Here is a 16,506-nt window from a genome sequence, read left to right on the forward strand (position 1 = left end):
CTATTCATCTTTGGACTTATTTGGAATATTTATAAATTCTTGGTCATGTACTTTGTGCTTAACTTGATGGATCTTTACTCAAAAATATTACCATATGCAGTTGCCGCCTCCTGTGGAATGGTATATTTATATGTTTTAATGAATGCGGGAGTCATTACAACATTTTTCACTCATGGATTATTAATCCTATTTGCACTGTTGATAGTGTACAAGGAGGAAGAATGACATACGATGTAGCTCACCTTACTATCTTACACGAGATCGACGACAATAGAATTTTTCATAAAGAAGTCCAGTCTTTACGGAAATTGTACAAAGTTTTACTTGTAGCCCCAGAAAGCAATATTGAAATCTCTGATTCGATTTCTTTTAAGAAGAGAAGGGGCATCAAAAGAGCGCTCGCTCATATAGATATATTAAGACTGGCTTATAAAAGCAAGGCACAAATCATACACTATCATGATCCCGAACTATTTTTCGTAGCCGGTATACTGAAGCTGTGCCAAAGAACAATTATATTCGACTCTCACGAAGATGTGCCTCAAGACATGCTGAATAAGCCGTACCTAAACTCATTATTGCGCATTGTGTTTTACACAGCATTAATCGGCATTACAAAAATCATAGGATTATGGTTCGATGCCATCATATGTGCGACGGAAGAAATCGCATCGCGTTTCCCAGCACATAAAACTACTGTGGTTAAAAATTTCGCAAGAGGCTCGGAATTCTCCAGTGATACGATTAATATTAATCCCCTGGAAATGGAATACGATTTCATTTACGTCGGCACAATTAGTGAAGATAGGGGGATCCTGCAAATATTGGAATCTTTGAGTAAAATCAAAAGTAACAGAAAGATCAAGTCCATCGTAGTTGGTCCGATACATTCTTCCTCTTTAGAAAGAAAAATCAAAGAGATGTCTAAGGATATTGATGTTACTTTTACCGGAAGTCTATCGAGACGAAAACTGCTTTCATTTTTAAGTGCCTCAAAAATCGCCATGGTAACACTACATCCTACGTCAACTTATATAGAAAGTTTACCAGTTAAACTTTTTGAATATATGATGGCTGGACGTCATATTATTGCGTCAAATTTTTCAAAATGGAAGAGTATAGCAGGTGAAATTGATAATATAGAATTTGTAGATCCACTTGATACTGACGTAATAGCGAATGCCATGCAAAATGGACTCAAAATTACATCGAACGAATATTCAGCAAACGCCAGAAAATCAATGCAGTTCGCTCAGGCCAATTATTCCTGGGAATCCCAAGCGGCAATACTATTTGAGGTTTATAGGAGATTAAATCGTGAAAAAAATAGTCATAGTGAATCCGTTCGATGAAATACCGGGTGAAACAGATGTACCTACACGATACAGTACGATATTCAATTTGCTGACGGAAGATTCATGGCAAGTTACGTGGCTCACAGCTTCATTTGGGCACCGAAAAAAGAGACGTCGGATTAATGACAATCCTAATATCATTTTGTTTCCGGTACCCGCGTACGAAAACTTAAGCATAAGAAGAATTTTCAGTCACTTCTCTTATAGCATACAAGTGTTAATCTATTTATTAAAAACTAGCGACGAGAGGACACTAGTCTTAGTTAGCCATCCCTTAATTTCTCCTGCCTACTACTTATATCTATTGAATAAGTACAGAAAGATAGGGGGATACATAATCGACTTTCAAGATAGCTGGCCAAAATCAATCCTACCACACTATTTGAAATTGCTCGCAATTCCACTGGATTCATTGACACGAATGGTCAGCAGATCTTCCATGAAAAATATTGCGGTAGCGAAGTACTACTTGTCGGAGAGGGATATCTTAGGGGAAACTATCTACTTAGGAATAGATTCTAACAGCGTCAAGTATCGTAAGGTGTCAAAGAACAATAAGATTATTAAATTCGTTTTCGCTGGATCCCTTGGAAGACAATATGATTTAGATTCTCTTTACGAAGTGATTAAGCGCCTTAATAGAAATGAGTATACATTTACCATCGATATAGCTGGATATGGGAATCTCCCCGAAAATTTATCCATGTCAAATGTCAAATTTCATGGAGTATTAAACAGAGATCAGTTAACTGAGTTACTATTATCAAATCACTGCGGTCTAAATTTGATTGCTTCAGGTTCACACATAGCGTTACCAAACAAAGTTGCAGAATACTTTTTTCACGGTCTGAGTATCATAAACGGCTCTAGCGGTGAGTTAGAGGAGCTTGTCGAGAACAACAATTTGGGCACCAATTATCAACCTGGCGACGTCGATTCACTATACGATGCTTTCATTGTAGAAATAAAAAAACATCAGAACGCAGAATATACCGAAGAAGAAATAAATCGGTTTGCGATTCATCATTTCTCACGCTCGAATATTTATCCAAAGTTACTGACAATACTCAACGCAGCATATGAAGATCTTGAGCTAAGATTATGATTAAAACAATTCTCGACAAGGTACTGGCCGCCATGCTATTCGTGGCACTGCTTCCGCTATGGATTATTTTGAGCATAATCATATATAAAAAATTAGGCACGCCTGTACTATTCAGTCAAAAGAGACCTGGTCTACGTGGCAAACCCTTTACTATGTATAAGTTCCGTACCATGAGTAACGCAGTTGATAACTACGGCCGACCGTTGCCGGACAGCGAGCGCTTGGGGCCTTTAGGTCGCTTCTTACGCTCTTCTTCGTTGGATGAACTGCCCGAATTATTTAATGTTTTACGCGGAGACATGAGCCTAGTGGGTCCACGCCCACTGCTAATGGAATATCTAGAACGCTATACCCCTGGACAGGCACGACGGCACGAGGTCCGGCCGGGCATCACCGGTTGGGCACAAGTTAACGGTCGAAATGCCATTTCATGGGATGAGAAGTTCAGACTGGACGTGTGGTACGTTGACAATCACACTGTTGCGCTAGATATAAAAATTCTGTGGCTAACCGTGAAAAAGGTGTTTAAACGGGAAGGCATCAGCGCAGAAGGAGAGGCGACTATGTCAAAGTTTGAGGGCCGTCCTCGAAGCGACGTATGAGCAAAGTGCTAGTAGTGGGTGCAGGCGGACATGCCAAGGTCGTAATCGCAACTCTCCGCGCGGCAGGGTGGGATGTGATCGGGGTGCTGGATGACCGCCCCGAATCCTGGGGCAACTCGGTGCTGGGTTACCCCGTGCATGGCGGTCTGGACGGTCTAAAGGGAACGCGGCACCGCGCCGTCCTTGCCATCGGCAATAACGCAGTGCGGCGCGATATCGCCGCCCGGTTTCCAAACACAGAATGGACCTCAGCCATCCATCCGGCAGCCACCGTGCATGAAAGCGTTCAGGTAGGACCGGGAACGGTCATCTTTGCAGGCGCGGTAATCCAGCCGGATACGGTACTAGGCAGTCAAGTCATCGTGAATACAGGCGCGACGGTGGACCATGACTGCGTGCTGGAAGATTACGTGCATGTGGCCCCCGGCACCCAGCTGGCGGGCGGTGTGCAGCTGGAAGAGGGCGCATTTCTGGGCATCGGCAGCGTGGTCACGCCGGGCATCCGAGTCGAAAAGTGGACAACTGTTGGAGCGGGGTCTGTAGTGATCCGGTCTTTGCCTGCGCACTGTGTGGCGGTAGGCGTGCCTGCCCGAGTCCGAGAGGAGACAAAATCATGACGAATACAGCCACTACAACCCTGGACCGCACCCTGGCCCCCTGGCCCGTCTTCGAGCCCGACGAGATTGAGGCTGTTACGGAAGTGCTGCGCTCCGGCAAGGTCAACTACTGGACCGGCACCGAGGGCCGCGAGTTCGAGAAGGAATACGCCGCCGTGCTGGGCGTGCCCTACGCGGTAGCGCTGCACAACGGTACGCAGGCGCTGGAGCTGGCGCTGTACGCCCTGGGCGTGGGCGAGGGAGATGAGGTCATCACCACGCCGCGCACCTTCATCGCCTCGGCCAGCGCCGCCGTGATGCGCGGGGCAACTCCCATCATGGCCGACATTGACCGCGACAGCGGTAACATCACTGCCGAAACCATCCGCGCCGTCCTTACCCCGCGTACGCGGGCCATCATCGTGGTGCATCTGGCCGGGTGGCCCGCCGACATGGCCCCGATTATGGACCTGGCCCGCGAACACAACCTGTACGTCATCGAGGACTGCGCCCAGGCGCACGGGGCAAAGTATGGCGGACAGCATGTGGGGACCATCGGGCATGTGGGCTGCTTCTCGTTCTGTCAGGACAAGATCATGACCACCGGGGGCGAAGGCGGCCTGCTCGTCACACACGACGAGGATCTGTGGCGCAAGGCCTGGTCCTTCAAGGACCACGGCAAGAGCTTTGACGCCGTGTACCACCGCGAACACCCGCTGGGCTTCCGCTGGCTGCACGAGTCCTTCGGCACCAACTGGCGCATGCTGGAGGTCCAGGCGGCCATCGGACGGCTGCAACTGCGCAAGCTGCCGGAGTGGACCCGCCAGCGTCAGGCCAACGCGCGGGTTCTGCAGGACCGCTTCTCGGCCCTGAGTGCCCTGCGCGTGCCCCAGACCCCCGAGGGTTCTGAACACGCCCAGTACAAATTCTATGTGTACGTGCGCCCCGAGCGACTGCGCGCAGGTTGGGACCGTGACCGGATCATGGCCGAGGTGGTGGCGCGCGGCGCACCGTGTTACACCGGCACCTGTTCCGAGATCTATCTGGAAAAGGCCTTCGTGAACGCGGGCCTCGGCCCCGCCGAGCGTCTGCCCGCCGCGCAGGAACTCGGCGAGACCTCGCTGATGTTCCTGGTCCACCCGACCCTGACCGAAGAGGACATGCACGCGGTGGCGGATGTGGTGACCGATGTACTAAATGAGGCCACAGCTTAAATCTGGCGTCCTATAATGGTGGGAAGAGCAACGGTCCTGTAAAAGAAGTTGTGGAAAGCGCCGGGCTCCTCGCTGTAGGTAGGAGCGCCGAATTACCGAATGGCCATTCAGTCCCGACTGTTCCTGAACGGGCAGTGGCAGGTGTGGTGCAGTGGGGGAGGGGACACATGAGTGAAGGCAACAGGCCGGCCATAGACAGCACTGCCAGCAAGTGGACGCTGGATCTGGTCGTCTTCAGCGTGGCGGCATTGTTCGCCTATGTGCTGCGCTTGGACGGCGACCTGACCGGGGTGGGCCGCGACGTCCTGCTCTATCTGCTCATCGGGGTGCCGGTCAAGGCCGCCGTGCTGGGCCTGTTCGGACTCAACCGCCACATCTGGCGTTATGTCACCTTCGAGGACCTGGGGCGGCTGACGCGGCTGGTGGGGCTGGTCACGCTCGTCATGCTCCTCCTGACCCCGCTGCTGCGGCTGTGGCTGTTCGTGCCGTGGACCGTGCCGCTGTTCGAGGGTGTGCTCGCGCTGGCGATGCTCTCGGGGCTGCGTCTGCTCACGCGCTGGCGGCTGGATCAACGCCGACACAATGGCGGCCCCCGCTGGGAGCGCCGTCGCCGCAGCCGCCCCGAAGACGACGCCTCGCCCAGCGCCATCCGCGTGCTCATCGCCGGGGCCGGGGACGCCGGACGCCTGATGGCCGCCGAGCTGATGCGCTTTCCGGACAACGGCATGTTGCCGGTGGGCTTCATTGACGATGCGGCCGACAAACGGGGCATGCACCTGATCGGTCTGCCGGTGCTGGGCGGCCTGGACCATCTGGCGGCAGCCGTCCAGCAGACCGGGGCCACCATCCTGATCATCGCCATGCCCTCGGCGGGCGGCACGGTAATCCGGCAGTACGTGAACGCGGCGCGGGAGGCGGGCATCACGGCCCGCACCGTGCCGGGGCTTTACGAACTGCTGGGCGGGCACGTCACCACCAACCAGCTGCGCGAGGTCAGCGTGGAGGACCTGCTGCGCCGGCCCCCGGTGGCCCTGGACCAGAGCAGCATTGCCGGCTACCTGCGCGATCAGACCGTGCTCGTTACCGGGGCGGGCGGCTCCATCGGCTCGGAGCTGGTGCGCCAGCTGGTGCGCTTTCAGCCGACCCGGCTGGTGCTGGTAGGCCGCGGCGAGAACAGCATCTTCGCCATCGAGCAGGAGATGCGCCGCGACTGGCCCGAGGTCGAGGTGGTGGCCCTGATCGCGGACGTGCGTCAGCAGGGGCGTCTGGAGAACATCTTCCAGACCTACCGGCCCACCGTGGTCTTCCACGCCGCCGCCCACAAGCATGTGCCCCTGATGGAAGCGGCGCCCAGCGAGGCCATTCACAACAATGTCTTTGGCACCCGCAACGTCGCCGAGCTGTGCCTGAAGTACGGCGTGGCCCGCCTGGTGAACATCTCCACCGACAAGGCCGTGAACCCGACCTCCGTCATGGGGGCGAGCAAGCGGGTGGCCGAGATGGTGATTGCCGAGGCCGCCGGGCGGGCCGCACCGGGGCAGGCCTTCATGTCGGTGCGCTTCGGCAATGTGCTGGGCAGCCGGGGCAGCGTGGTGCCCACCTTCCTGCAGCAGATCCGTCAGGGCGGTCCGCTGACCATCACCCACCCCGACATGACCCGTTACTTCATGACCATCCCCGAGGCCAGCCGCCTGGTGCTGCAGGCGGGCGGGCTGGCCGACAACGGCACGGTGTACCTGCTGAACATGGGCGAACCGGTGCGGATTCTGGACCTCGCGCAGGACGTGATCCGCCTGTCGGGAGCGCAGGACGTCGAGGTGGTGTTCTCGGGCGTGCGCCCCGGCGAGAAGCTGTACGAGGAACTGCTCACCAGCGGCGAGAACGTGGGGGCCACCCGCCACAGCGAGATCTTCTCGGCCCCGCTGCAGGAACCGGATTCGGGTCAGCTCAGACATCTGCTCGGCGCACTGCAGGCGGCGGCGGACGGTCAGGACGGCCAGGCCATCCGCGGGCTGCTCCACGAAGCGATTCACGAGAGCAAGTTGCAGGCGTAGGCCGCAGAGAAAGCTATGGCGTGCGGCGGCTGGAGTTCGTGCCAGCCGCCGCACGTGCATGCTGGCCCGGGTCTTGCCTCAGGGGTGACTCAGCATGGTGGCGGCACAGCATGCAGTGACGTGCACGCCCAGGTCCGGTGCGGCCACGCCAGCGCCTGGGATGAGGACAGAGCAGCGGCCCGCCCGGGGCACTGCTCTGTTTCAGGGGATGAATTGGATATGGACCGCGGGCGCCCACTTCAGCGGGCGAGCTGGGTTCAGCTGCGGTCCGGGTGGGGGCTGGCCAGCGCTTCTGGCCGGGCCGCAGCGGCGTAGGCCGTGTTGTAGTAGTAGTACGCATCGTTGCTGCGCGTGACCTTGTTCAGCACGATGCCCAGCACCCGCACGCCGGCCACGCGGGCGTTCTGCAGGCTGCGCTCCACATCGGCCAGGCGGGTCTTGCCGTTTTCGACCACCAGGATCACGCCGTCGGTGTGGGGGGCCACCGCCAGGGTATCGGGCAGCCCGAGCATGGGCGGCGTGTCGATAAGCACAAAGTCGTAGCCCTGTGCCCAGCCCTCCAGCGAGGTGCGGAAGGCGGGCTGGTTGAGGATGCCGCTGCCGCCGTCCCCGCGCTGCGGAGTACCGGCGGGCAGCAGGTCCACGTTGGGCCCCACGCCCGTGGCATGCGCCGCGCCGGGGCGCAGGAACATCTCAGTGAGGGTGGCGGCGGGCGGCAGCGTGGGGTCGGTGCCGGGCAGCGGGTGGGTCGCCAGGCGATCGGGACCCCAGACCTTGAGCTGGGTGGGGCGGCGCAGGTCGGCGTCGATGACAAGCACCTTCTGGCCGCTGGCCCCCAGGCTCTCGGCCAGCGCGGCGGTCACCGAACTCTTGCCCTCGCCGGGGTATGAGCTCGAGATCACCAGCCGGCGGTGGCTGCCCTCGCCCAGCGTGGACTGCACGTTGATGCGCAAAAAGCCCAGGCCCTCGTACAGCGGACCGCTGTGGCTGGCGGGCAGGAAGCCGCCGGCCAGCTGCTTGCGGCGCACCAGGGGCAGCTGGGCAAGGACCGGCAGACCCAGGGGCAGCAGATCCTCGGGGCCGTTGACCCGGCGGCGCAGGCTGTCACTCAGCAGCACGCCGCCGGTGACCAGAAACAGGCTCAGCAGCCCGGCCAGCGCCGCGTTGCGCAGCGGACGCGGCGAGACCGGGGCGCGCGGGGCCACCGGCTCGGCCACCGGAATCAGGGTACCGGTGGCCGCCGTTTCCAGCACCGCCATCTGCGACAGGTTCTGCAGCACCTGTCCGCGCGCGGAGATCAGGCTCTGGCGCTCCAGCGGGTCCCCGATGGACGCGATGCGCTCGGTCAGGTTCTGGAGCTGCGCCTGCAGGCTCTGGCGCGAGCGGGTCACGCTCTGCTTGGCCCGCGCGTTGTCCCACGCGAGCAGCGCAGCCACGCCCGCCTCGGCCAGCTGCTGGGCGGCCTGCGGGTTCTCGCCCTGCGCGCGGATCTCGTACACGCCGCGCTGCTGGGTGTCCAGCCGGGCCCGCACCTTCAGGCGGCTGAAGGTGTTGGCCGTCAGCTCGCGGTTCAGGTCGCTGCGGATCTGGGCGACCAGGGTGGGGTCGAGCCCGCTCTGCTCCAGGCGCTGGCCGATGTCGGTCACCAGATTGCGGCTGTGCAGCACCTGTTCCACCGCGCCCTGCGGCAGCGGCGGGGCGGTCACCAGCGTGTTGTTGATCAAGGAGTTCTGGGCGTTGTTGTCGACGGCGATGATGCTAGCGCTCGACTCATAGACCGGAGCTTCCCGTCCGGCAAGCCAGTACGTCAGGCCGGCCACCACCACGGGCGTCAGAATCAGCAGGGGGGCGTAGCGTCTGAGGGTGCCAAACACCTGCCGGAGGTCGATTTGATCCGCGTTGGCGGGCTGTGCGGGCGGGCTCTGCATTCACGCGCAGTTTAGGCGTATGTGCGGGGAATTGCCACACGAAAGCGGTCGTGTCTTAAGAGGCGACGGAAAGTTCACAGGCCGGGCCACCTGAAAAGATTGAGGAACCGGGTACGGAAATGACTTTGGAGATGGAATGGTCCTGACGGATCGGGCCTGGCCCACCGATTCGGGGGCAGGGATGGCAGGTGTGCTCCCGGCCGCGCCCTGTGAATGGGGGCGGCGCCCGTCCCATCCCGCAGGACAGGGGGCGCCGCCGCCGGAAACGGGGATTAGAGAACGCTCTTCACGACCTTCGCCACGTTCTCCACGCTGAAGCCGAACTTCTCGAACAGGACATTCGCCGGAGCGCTCGCGCCGAAGGTGTCCATGCCGATCACCGCGCCGTCCAGGCCGACCCACTCGTACCACGGCCCCCTGGAAGCGGCTTCGATGGCCACCCGCTTCACGCCGGGCGTGAGCACGCTGTCACGGTAGCCCACGTCCTGCTGCCGGAAGACCTCCATGCACGGCATCGAGACCACCCGGGCGGCCACGCCGCTGCCTTTCAGGGCCGCCGCCGCGTCCAGCGCCAGGCTGACCTCCGAGCCGCTGGCGATCAGGATCACCTGGGCGTCTTCTGCGTCCTGCATCACGTACGCGCCCCGGCGCACACCTTCCGGGTTGGCCGGCAGGATGGGCAGGTCCTGGCGGCTCAGGGCCAGCGCGGTGGGGCCCTTCTCGTATTCCAGGGCCATCTGCCACGCGGTCGCCGTTTCGTTGGCGTCGGCGGGGCGGATCACGTGGGCCCCCGGCACGGCGCGCAGCATGGCGAGCTGGTCGATGGGCTGGTGGGTCGGGCCGTCCTCGCCCAGGCCGATGGAGTCGTGGGTGAGCACGTACGTCACCGGCTGCATCTGGATGGCCGAGAGGCGGAAGGCGGGCTTGAGGTAGTCGGCGAACACCAGGAAGGTGCCGACCAGCGGGCGCACGCCGCCGTACAGCGACAGGCCGTTGGCGGCGGCGGCCATACCGAACTCGCGCACGCCGAAGTACACGTTGCGCCCGCCGTAGTGGTCGGCATTCAGGACCTCGGTGTCCTTGATGGTCGTCTTGGTGCTGCCCGAGAGGTCCGCGCTGCCGCCCATCAGGCCCGGCACCACGGCTGCGAGCGCGTTGATGACCTCCCCGCTGGCGTTGCGGGTCGCCACCGCCTTGCCGCCGACCTCGTAGGTGGGCAGGCTGGAGGCAAGGTCGGCGGGCAACTCACGGGCGAGCAGGGCGTCGACCTCGCGGCCCAGCTCGGGATGGGCCTCACGGTAACGCTTCATCAGGTCCTGCCACTCCTGTTCCTGCCGGGCGCCGCGCTCGGTGGCGTCCATGTGGCGGGCCACCTCGTCCGGCACGGTGAAGGCCGGGTACTCCCAGCCCAGGGCGGCCTTGGTGGCGGCCACGCCCTCGGCTCCCAGCGGTTCACCGTGCGCCTTGCTCGTGCCCGCGCGCGGGCTGCCAAAGCCGATGATGGTCCGCACCTGAATCAGCGTGGGCTGCGCGGTGTTGTTGCGCGCGTTGATGATCGCGGCGCGGATCTCCTCCAGGTTGGTGCCGTCCTCGACCTTCAGCACCTCCCAGCCGTAGGCGCGGTAGCGCGCGGCGGTGTCCTCGGACTCGGCCTTCTCGGTGGGGGTGTCCAGCTGAATGCGGTTGTCGTCGTGCAGCCAGATCAGCCGGCCCAGCCCCAGGTGCCCGGCCAGCGCGGCAGATTCGTGGTTGATGCCTTCTTGCAGGTCCCCGTCGCCCAGCACCGAGTAGGTGTAGTTGTCGAAGATCTCGAAGCCCTCGCGGTTGTACCGGGCGGCCAGGTGGCGCTCGGCCATCGCCATGCCCACCGTCATGGCCGCGCCCTGACCCAGCGGCCCGGTGGTGGCGTCCAGCCCCGGCGTGTGGAAGAACTCGGGGTGGCCGGGCGTCTTGCTGTTCCACTGCCGGAAATTCTTGAGTTCCTGCAGCGGCATGTCGTAACCGGTCAGGTGCAGCAGGCTGTAGATCAGCATGCTCGCGTGCCCCGCCGACAGCACGAAGCGGTCGCGGCCCGGCCAGTGCGGATTCTTGGGGTTGTGGCGCAGGAAGTCCTGCCAGACCACGTAGCCCATCGGGGCCATGCCCAGCGGCGCGCCGGGGTGGCCGCTGTTCGCCGCCTGCACGCCATCGATGGACAGCGTGCGGATGGTGTTGATGCTGAGCTGCTCGAGACCGCCTGGGGGGGGTGTGGACATGGGAGTCATCCTACCCTGTGGGAGGATGGTGTACCAAGTACACTTATAGACGTTGCGCTCATGTGTGTTCCGGTCTGGGGGGTGGGTCAGCCGGCGGGGGGTTCCAGAAGGACCTCATTCAGCACGGCGTGCAGCTGCTCTGCGGGCACGCCCGACGTCCGCAGCTGCCGCAGCAGGGCGCGCAGGTCCTGCAACTGGGCCTCCGGTCCAGTGACAAGGTCGGCGCGCACGCGGGTGCCCGCGCCGGCGCGGTTCTCGGTCAGGCCGTCCTCGCGCAGCAGGGCGTAGGTCTTGGCGACCGTATTGGGGGCCAAGCCCAGGGCGGCGGCCACGGCACGCACGGGGGGCAGGGCGTCACCGGGCCGCAGCGCTCCGTCCGCAACGGCGGCAGTCAGGACCTGCCGCAGCTGCAGGTAGGGAGGCGTGCCGTCGGTCTCCTGCAACCGGGAGACCAGCGTGTCCAGCAGCGGGGCGTGCTGTGCGGCGGGGTTGGGCATGCGAGCACCATCGGCTCCGGGCCACCACCTGTCAAGGGGCGGGCAGAAAGAAACCTCCGCGGGGGTCTGCGGAGGCGCGAGGGGGCGGTGTCTGGGGGCTGGGCCAGGGGTCGTGGCAAAGTCCCTTCCGGATCCCGACTGCGAACACACCATCGGCGTTCCTGTTCCGGTGACAGCAGAATACGCCGGAAACGTAATGGCGTCAAGCCAATCTGTGTATGTGGACCGAGTATAAGAAATCCTGAATACCCGGAGCTGCGGTGTTGATGACCGGGAAGCTGTCCCGCGCAGTGCATATGCACCGGTTCGGCCATTTGTCCTACGGTCCAGATTCGCCTTGTGGTCCCGCTGCCCCGGCCACATGGACCTTCCGTGCCTTCCAGAACGCCGACGCTCCCGCCGCCGCGCGCCTCGTCACGGACAGCGTGCGCGGCCACTGGACCTCTCTGCCGGAACAGTTCCGCGAGAGCGCCGACCCGCTGCGCCGCCGCCTCGTTGAGCTGGAAGGCAAGGAGGTCAAGGAGGTCATCGCCACGTGGCTCGGGGCCGACGCGCTGGCCTGGGCGCGGGCCGGGGGCTTCACGCACGCAGGGACCGGGGGCATGGTTCCCAACCTGCCGATGCTGCGGGTCAACGCCCGGCTGGGCTACCGCGTCGGGCGCATGTGGGTGACCTGGGAGCAGCCGCTATCCGGCTGAGGCTCCCACCCCCCGGAGCCCCCTCTCCCTATTTCTTCGGGGTGCCCTTTGCGGGCGCGTACTGCTCCACCCCGCCGGCCACCGCAAAGGCCGCCTGCACCTCGGCGAGCGGCTGGTCCGGTCTGCTGGCGGGATCACCGGGCAACGTCCGGGCAAACACCTCCAGCGCGTCCGGGTAGCCGTCCCCGTCGGCGTCCTGTCCGGCCTGCAGGGTGGCGTACAGCACGTCCGGGAATTTGCCCTTTCCTCCCGCCTCCGCGTCGGCCCGGAAGCCCGCGCGGATGGCCTCGCCAAAGGGATTCCACGGCGCGCCGCCCCCCTCGTGGACATGGCAATACGTGCAGGCCATCACCCGGCGGTCCAGGGTCCACAGCGGATTGTCTGCGTCGTAACGCAGCTGCGGAATGGCCTGCAGACGGTACTTGGGCAGGGCGAGGGCCACCGGCGCTCCCAGCAGGACCAGCGTCGCCAGCCCGCCCCCCATCCAGCGGACGTTCAGGCGACCCATCCCGGTCCCTGGAACGTGCCGCCCAGAATGGCGCGGTCGTCGAGCTTCAGCCACCGGGCCAGGGCCTCGGCGTACACGCCCCGGAAGTCCTGGCGGTACTTGATGTCGCCCTCCGAGAGGTCCTCGAGGTCCGGGCTGCTGCCGTGAACCCCGCCCCTGACCCCCTTGCCCAGCGCGAACATCACGCTGCCCTTGCCGTGGTCGGTGCCCGCGCTCGCGTTCTCGGCTACCCGGCGGCCAAATTCGGAAAAGCCCATCACGATCACGTCGTCGGCCAAGCCCTGTTTTTCCAGATCGGCGTGGAAGGCGCTCAGGCCCGCCGCCAGCGTGCCCAGCAGCTCGTCCTGCTCGGCCCGCTGCCCGGCGTGGGTGTCGAAGCCGCCCAGCGACACGTACAGCACGCGCTGGCCCACCCCGGCAGCGATCAGGCGGGCAGCGTCCTGCAGCTGCTCGGCAAAGCGGCCCTCGGGGTAGCTGGCCCCCGCGCGGTACTTCTTGACGTTCTCCTGCACCCGCGCGGTGTTCTTCATCATCTGACGGGTGGCACGCAGCAGGTAGTCGGCCTCGCCCTCGCGCGGGGCGTCGAGCAGACGGTTCAGGGCACCGTCGAGGCCCTGCGGCAGCTTGACCTGAAAGGTATCCACCCGCTCGATGCTCGGCAGGCTGAAGGTCTCGGCCCGCAACGCCAGCGGCGTGGTGCCCCCGAGATTGGAGGCGCAGAAGGGATCACCGATCTTCTCGGCCACCCGCCCGATCCAGCCCTCGGCTCCGGCCTGGGTGGGATCGGCGGTGTGCCAGATCGCCATGCTGGCGAAGTGCGAGCGGTTGGGGTTGGGATAACCCACGTTCTCCATCCACGCGAGCTGCCCGGCGTCCCACAGGCCCATCAGGGGCTTGAGGGCCGGGTGCATTCCCAGATCCGGGGTCAGGGTAAGCACGTCCTTGCGGGGAATGGCGATGTTGGGGCGCGCGGCGTAGTACGCGCCGTTGCTGTAGGGCACCAAGGTGTTCAGGCCGTCGTTGCCGCCGGTGAGCTGAATGACCACCAGCGTCTTGGAGCCGCCCGCCTGGGCCGCCGCGCGCGCCAGAAAGCCGGGCATGCCGGTGGTGGCGGCCACCGCCAGGGCGGAGAGTTTCAGAAAGTCACGTCTGTCGGGCATCGGACACCTCGGGGAAGATAGGGACGCGGGGCGCTGGGGGCCGTCCGCGGAAAGGAAGCTGGGTGGAACCGCCGTCGCCTCAGGGCCGCCTCAGGCCAGCTGGAACTCGGGGCTGATCAGGGCCAGGTACACGCGCTGTTTGGGGTTCAGGCCCTTCAGGGCGGCCTGGGCCGGACCGGTCTCGCTGCCGAAGAGGGCCAGGTCGCTGGGTACGGCGTCCAGTGTGGGAGCAGTCCCGCCCAGCGACAGTGCGGCGGCCACCTGCAGGCGGGTCAGCAGGGCCGAGTCGTTGATCCACTCGCGCCCGCCGTCCCAGCCCTTGACCGTGTCTGGCTGCAGCAGCAGCTGACCCATGCGGCCCGCGGTCTGGGCCAGGTTCAGCAGTTGCTTGGCCTCCAGCTTGGGTCCCCCCAGGGTGCGGACCGCGCTGACGATGTATTCCACCGGACCCCGGATGATGCGGGCGCGGCTGTGCGGGGCATAGAAGGCCGCGCTGGAGAGCAGTTCTTCCAGCACCGCGCCCACGTTGCCGCCCGTGCGCCGGAAGGTCTCGGCGCTGCCCTGCACGGCGGCCTCGTCGGGGGTGTCGGCCAGGAAGGTGCGGTGCAGCTTGCGCGACACGAACACGGCGGTCTGCGGGTGGGTGGCGGCCAGGTGAACCACGTCCTCGAAACCCAGTCGCCCGGTCTGTCCCAGGTACGTTTTCTGTCCGTCGTCGTGCTGGCGGGGATTGAAGCTGGCGCGCGGGGTCTGCAGGTAGGTGTTCCTGGGGTTGCCGCGCCCGCCCTCGAAGCTCCAGCCGGTCAGGGCGCGCGCGCCCTCACGGACATCCTGTTCGGTGTAGTTGGGCCGGCCGGGCGTGCCGATGCCCACGGTGAACAGTTCCAGCAGCTCGCGGGCGAAGTTCTCGTTGGGCCGCCCCCTGCGGTTCAGATCGTTATCGAGGTAGCGCAGCATGGCCGGCGACTGCGCGACCTCCAGCGTGAAGCGCTCGAAGCTGGGCGTGGCTGCGTGCCGGCGCAGCAGGCCCAGGTACCCGGCCAGGGCCGGATGGTTCTTGACCTTGTCGGTGCCGACCACAAAGTGGTTGCTCCAGGTCAGGGCCAGGCGCTCGCGCAGCGGCTGGGGACTGTACATCAGTTCGTAGAGCCATGCGGCACGCGTGAGCTGCAGCATCGCGCCCGGGGTCGCGCCGGTGGAGGGATCAAAGGGGTTGCCGGGGGCAGTGCGGCTGTCGAACCGCAGGGCTTCTCTCGCCACGTCACGGGGGTTCTTGCCGACCAGGGCGCGGATCTGTGCGTCGGTCGCGCCGAAGGCCGTGCGCCGCAGAAAATGCGCGGCGTCCTCGGAAGTCAGGGGGCGGGGATGGGGGGGTAGGCTCACGCTGGATGCTCCTTGAGGGTGACGGGCGGCCGGGGCAGAGGGGGGGCGGGCGGGTAGAGTCAGGTGGAGTGGGGAAAGCGGCACCCTACGGGTCAGATGCGCCGGGCTCCAAAAAAGTTCCGCGCAGGGCAGCGAGCCCCGGGGAGTCCACCCGCTGCACCTGGGCCAGCGCCGCCCGGAGTGCACGGTCCGGCAGGTTGCCGACCAGCCACACGAAGCCGCCCGCCACCTGCCGCGACGCGACGCCCGGCGCGGCCCGCACGCCCCGCGGCGCGGTGACCAGGGCGAACATGTTCACGCCGTCGGTCAGGGTGATCTCGGTCCGGCCGTTGGGGCGGCTGCGGACCTCGCTGGGCACCACGCCGGGAGGCAGCCGCAGCCCCGGCAGGGCGGCGAGGACCGCTGCGCGCAGACCGGCCGGCAGGGCCGGCACCGGGTCCCGGACCGCTGTGGGCTGGGCAGTGACCGCCGTGAACGCGGCGCGGCGGGCAGGTGTGCCGTCGGGGAAGTTCTCCTGGTAGGCCAGCGGAATGTTCCACTGCGTGTCGATCCACAGCGACCAGCGGGCCGCCTCGCCTGCCCGGGGCGTGAGGTCAAAGCGGGTGGTGGAGCGGCCCGCGACCGTCTCCGGCCCCACACGTTTCACGGTGAAGTTGCGGGCCAGCAGGCCCGGGCGAAACGGCACGCGCGGCAGCGCCCTCGCCGTGCGGGTCGGCACGTCGCGGGGCGGAAACAGCACCGTGACCTCGGCGGTGCCGCGCGCCTCCAGCGTCCGCGCGCGCAGCAGGGCCGCGCTGAGATCGTCCACGTCCTGTGCGTCCGCTGCGCCGCTCAGGACCAGCGCCGCGAGCAGCGCCCCCCGCAGTCCACCCGTCCTCACCAGCCGTCTCCCCAGGCACTTTGATACGCCTCGTAGGCCGCGCTGGCCGGCAGCGCAGGAGGGGGACGCAGCACGCTGACCCCCGCCACCACCGCCGCTGAGGCGAGCAGCGCCGGGACCCAGCCGGCGCGCAGGTGTCGGGCCCGGGCCGCCCGGGCCCGTTCGTCGCGCAGGGCCGCGCCCCCCAGGAAACGTTCGGCGGCCCCGGCGTCGGCGGGAGTCTCGGCGCGGGCGCGGGCGAGCAGGGTATCGAGGTCGTGGTCATTCATGG

General features: G+C 63.8%; 15 protein-coding genes. 7 read left to right on the forward strand and 8 right to left on the reverse strand.

Features of this window, described 5'->3' with window-relative positions:
* Window positions 1-221 precede the first annotated feature (221 nt).
* The 6 genes from IEY21_RS11380 to IEY21_RS11405 all read left to right on the forward strand — a co-directional run bounded on the left by IEY21_RS11380 (window position 222) and on the right by IEY21_RS11405 (window position 6,926).
* Window positions 222-1,352 carry a glycosyltransferase gene (locus IEY21_RS11380; protein ID WP_188904466.1) on the forward strand — a complete coding sequence of 377 codons (1,131 nt, stop codon included), beginning with the start codon at window positions 222-224 and terminating at the stop codon, window positions 1,350-1,352.
* 442 nt (window positions 1,353-1,794) lie between these two features.
* Window positions 1,795-2,460, forward strand: coding sequence for a glycosyltransferase (locus IEY21_RS11385; protein ID WP_188904467.1), 666 nt, complete (start codon window positions 1,795-1,797; stop codon window positions 2,458-2,460).
* Window positions 2,457-3,062, forward strand: a complete 606-nt coding sequence (locus tag IEY21_RS11390; protein ID WP_188904468.1) for a sugar transferase — start codon at window positions 2,457-2,459, stop codon at window positions 3,060-3,062. The genes IEY21_RS11385 and IEY21_RS11390 overlap by 4 nt, the downstream gene beginning before the upstream one ends.
* Window positions 3,059-3,679 carry an acetyltransferase gene (locus tag IEY21_RS11395; protein ID WP_188904469.1) on the forward strand — a complete coding sequence of 207 codons (621 nt, stop codon included), beginning with the start codon at window positions 3,059-3,061 and terminating at the stop codon, window positions 3,677-3,679. Before IEY21_RS11390 ends, IEY21_RS11395 begins: the two co-directional genes overlap by 4 nt.
* Entirely contained in the window at window positions 3,676-4,872 is a 1,197-nt protein-coding gene (locus tag IEY21_RS11400) for a DegT/DnrJ/EryC1/StrS family aminotransferase (RefSeq protein ID WP_188904470.1), read from the forward strand. Before IEY21_RS11395 ends, IEY21_RS11400 begins: the two co-directional genes overlap by 4 nt.
* Window positions 4,873-5,039: 167 nt before the next feature.
* Complete coding sequence (locus tag IEY21_RS11405; RefSeq protein ID WP_188904471.1) at window positions 5,040-6,926, forward strand: polysaccharide biosynthesis protein; 1,887 nt, start codon at window positions 5,040-5,042, stop codon at window positions 6,924-6,926.
* A gap of 257 nt (window positions 6,927-7,183) precedes the next feature.
* Here the strand turns inward: IEY21_RS11405 and IEY21_RS11410 are convergent, their stop codons facing one another.
* The 3 genes from IEY21_RS11410 to IEY21_RS11420 all read right to left on the reverse strand — a co-directional run bounded on the left by IEY21_RS11410 (window position 7,184) and on the right by IEY21_RS11420 (window position 11,606).
* Window positions 7,184-8,854, reverse strand: a complete 1,671-nt coding sequence (locus IEY21_RS11410; protein ID WP_188904472.1) for a tyrosine-protein kinase family protein — start codon at window positions 8,852-8,854, stop codon at window positions 7,184-7,186.
* A gap of 272 nt (window positions 8,855-9,126) precedes the next feature.
* On the reverse strand, window positions 9,127-11,109 hold the full coding sequence (gene tkt, locus IEY21_RS11415) for a transketolase (RefSeq protein ID WP_188904473.1): 1,983 nt from the start codon (window positions 11,107-11,109) through the stop codon (window positions 9,127-9,129).
* 86 nt (window positions 11,110-11,195) lie between these two features.
* On the reverse strand, window positions 11,196-11,606 hold the full coding sequence (locus tag IEY21_RS11420) for a GntR family transcriptional regulator (protein ID WP_188904474.1): 411 nt from the start codon (window positions 11,604-11,606) through the stop codon (window positions 11,196-11,198).
* Window positions 11,607-11,920: 314 nt separating this feature from the next.
* Here IEY21_RS11420 and IEY21_RS11425 point away from each other — a divergent pair, with 314 nt between their 5' ends.
* Entirely contained in the window at window positions 11,921-12,304 is a 384-nt protein-coding gene (locus IEY21_RS11425; protein ID WP_188904475.1) for a hypothetical protein, read from the forward strand.
* A gap of 28 nt (window positions 12,305-12,332) precedes the next feature.
* On the opposite strand, the gene IEY21_RS11430 is transcribed toward IEY21_RS11425, so the two are convergent.
* From IEY21_RS11430 to IEY21_RS11450, 5 genes are all read right to left on the reverse strand, one after another.
* Entirely contained in the window at window positions 12,333-12,812 is a 480-nt protein-coding gene (locus IEY21_RS11430; protein ID WP_229753051.1) for a hypothetical protein, read from the reverse strand.
* Complete coding sequence (locus IEY21_RS11435; protein ID WP_188904476.1) at window positions 12,800-13,972, reverse strand: DUF1501 domain-containing protein; 1,173 nt, start codon at window positions 13,970-13,972, stop codon at window positions 12,800-12,802. The genes IEY21_RS11430 and IEY21_RS11435 overlap by 13 nt, the downstream gene beginning before the upstream one ends.
* Window positions 13,973-14,062: 90 nt before the next feature.
* Window positions 14,063-15,355 carry a DUF1800 domain-containing protein gene (locus IEY21_RS11440; RefSeq protein ID WP_188904477.1) on the reverse strand — a complete coding sequence of 431 codons (1,293 nt, stop codon included), beginning with the start codon at window positions 15,353-15,355 and terminating at the stop codon, window positions 14,063-14,065.
* 85 nt (window positions 15,356-15,440) lie between these two features.
* Window positions 15,441-16,235: a LolA-like protein gene (locus tag IEY21_RS11445; RefSeq protein ID WP_229753052.1), complete on the reverse strand. Its 795-nt coding sequence runs from the start codon at window positions 16,233-16,235 to the stop codon at window positions 15,441-15,443.
* Window positions 16,232-16,504 (reverse strand): hypothetical protein, encoded by a 273-nt coding sequence (locus tag IEY21_RS11450; RefSeq protein ID WP_188904478.1) that lies wholly within the window; start codon window positions 16,502-16,504, stop codon window positions 16,232-16,234. The genes IEY21_RS11445 and IEY21_RS11450 overlap by 4 nt, the downstream gene beginning before the upstream one ends.
* Between the last annotated feature and the right edge of the window lie 2 nt (window positions 16,505-16,506).

Source organism: Deinococcus aerophilus (genome assembly GCF_014647075.1).
Classification (GTDB): domain Bacteria; phylum Deinococcota; class Deinococci; order Deinococcales; family Deinococcaceae; genus Deinococcus; species Deinococcus aerophilus.

What these genes read in the sequence shown, in the direction of transcription:
- IEY21_RS11450 (WP_188904478.1), bottom strand. Translation starts at nt 16,504, where the DNA reads ATGAATGACCACGACCTCGATACCCTGCTCGCCCGCGCCCGCGCCGAG.
- IEY21_RS11435 (WP_188904476.1), bottom strand. Translation starts at nt 13,972, where the DNA reads ATGCCCGACAGACGTGACTTTCTGAAACTCTCCGCCCTGGCGGTGGCC.
- IEY21_RS11430 (WP_229753051.1), bottom strand. Translation starts at nt 12,812, where the DNA reads ATGGGTCGCCTGAACGTCCGCTGGATGGGGGGCGGGCTGGCGACGCTG.
- IEY21_RS11400 (WP_188904470.1), top strand. Translation starts at nt 3,676, where the DNA reads ATGACGAATACAGCCACTACAACCCTGGACCGCACCCTGGCCCCCTGG.
- IEY21_RS11410 (WP_188904472.1), bottom strand. Translation starts at nt 8,854, where the DNA reads ATGCAGAGCCCGCCCGCACAGCCCGCCAACGCGGATCAAATCGACCTC.
- IEY21_RS11395 (WP_188904469.1), top strand. Translation starts at nt 3,059, where the DNA reads ATGAGCAAAGTGCTAGTAGTGGGTGCAGGCGGACATGCCAAGGTCGTA.
- IEY21_RS11405 (WP_188904471.1), top strand. Translation starts at nt 5,040, where the DNA reads ATGAGTGAAGGCAACAGGCCGGCCATAGACAGCACTGCCAGCAAGTGG.
- IEY21_RS11380 (WP_188904466.1), top strand. Translation starts at nt 222, where the DNA reads ATGACATACGATGTAGCTCACCTTACTATCTTACACGAGATCGACGAC.
- tkt (WP_188904473.1), bottom strand. Translation starts at nt 11,109, where the DNA reads ATGTCCACACCCCCCCCAGGCGGTCTCGAGCAGCTCAGCATCAACACC.
- IEY21_RS11390 (WP_188904468.1), top strand. Translation starts at nt 2,457, where the DNA reads ATGATTAAAACAATTCTCGACAAGGTACTGGCCGCCATGCTATTCGTG.
- IEY21_RS11420 (WP_188904474.1), bottom strand. Translation starts at nt 11,606, where the DNA reads ATGCCCAACCCCGCCGCACAGCACGCCCCGCTGCTGGACACGCTGGTC.
- IEY21_RS11385 (WP_188904467.1), top strand. Translation starts at nt 1,795, where the DNA reads ATGAAAAATATTGCGGTAGCGAAGTACTACTTGTCGGAGAGGGATATC.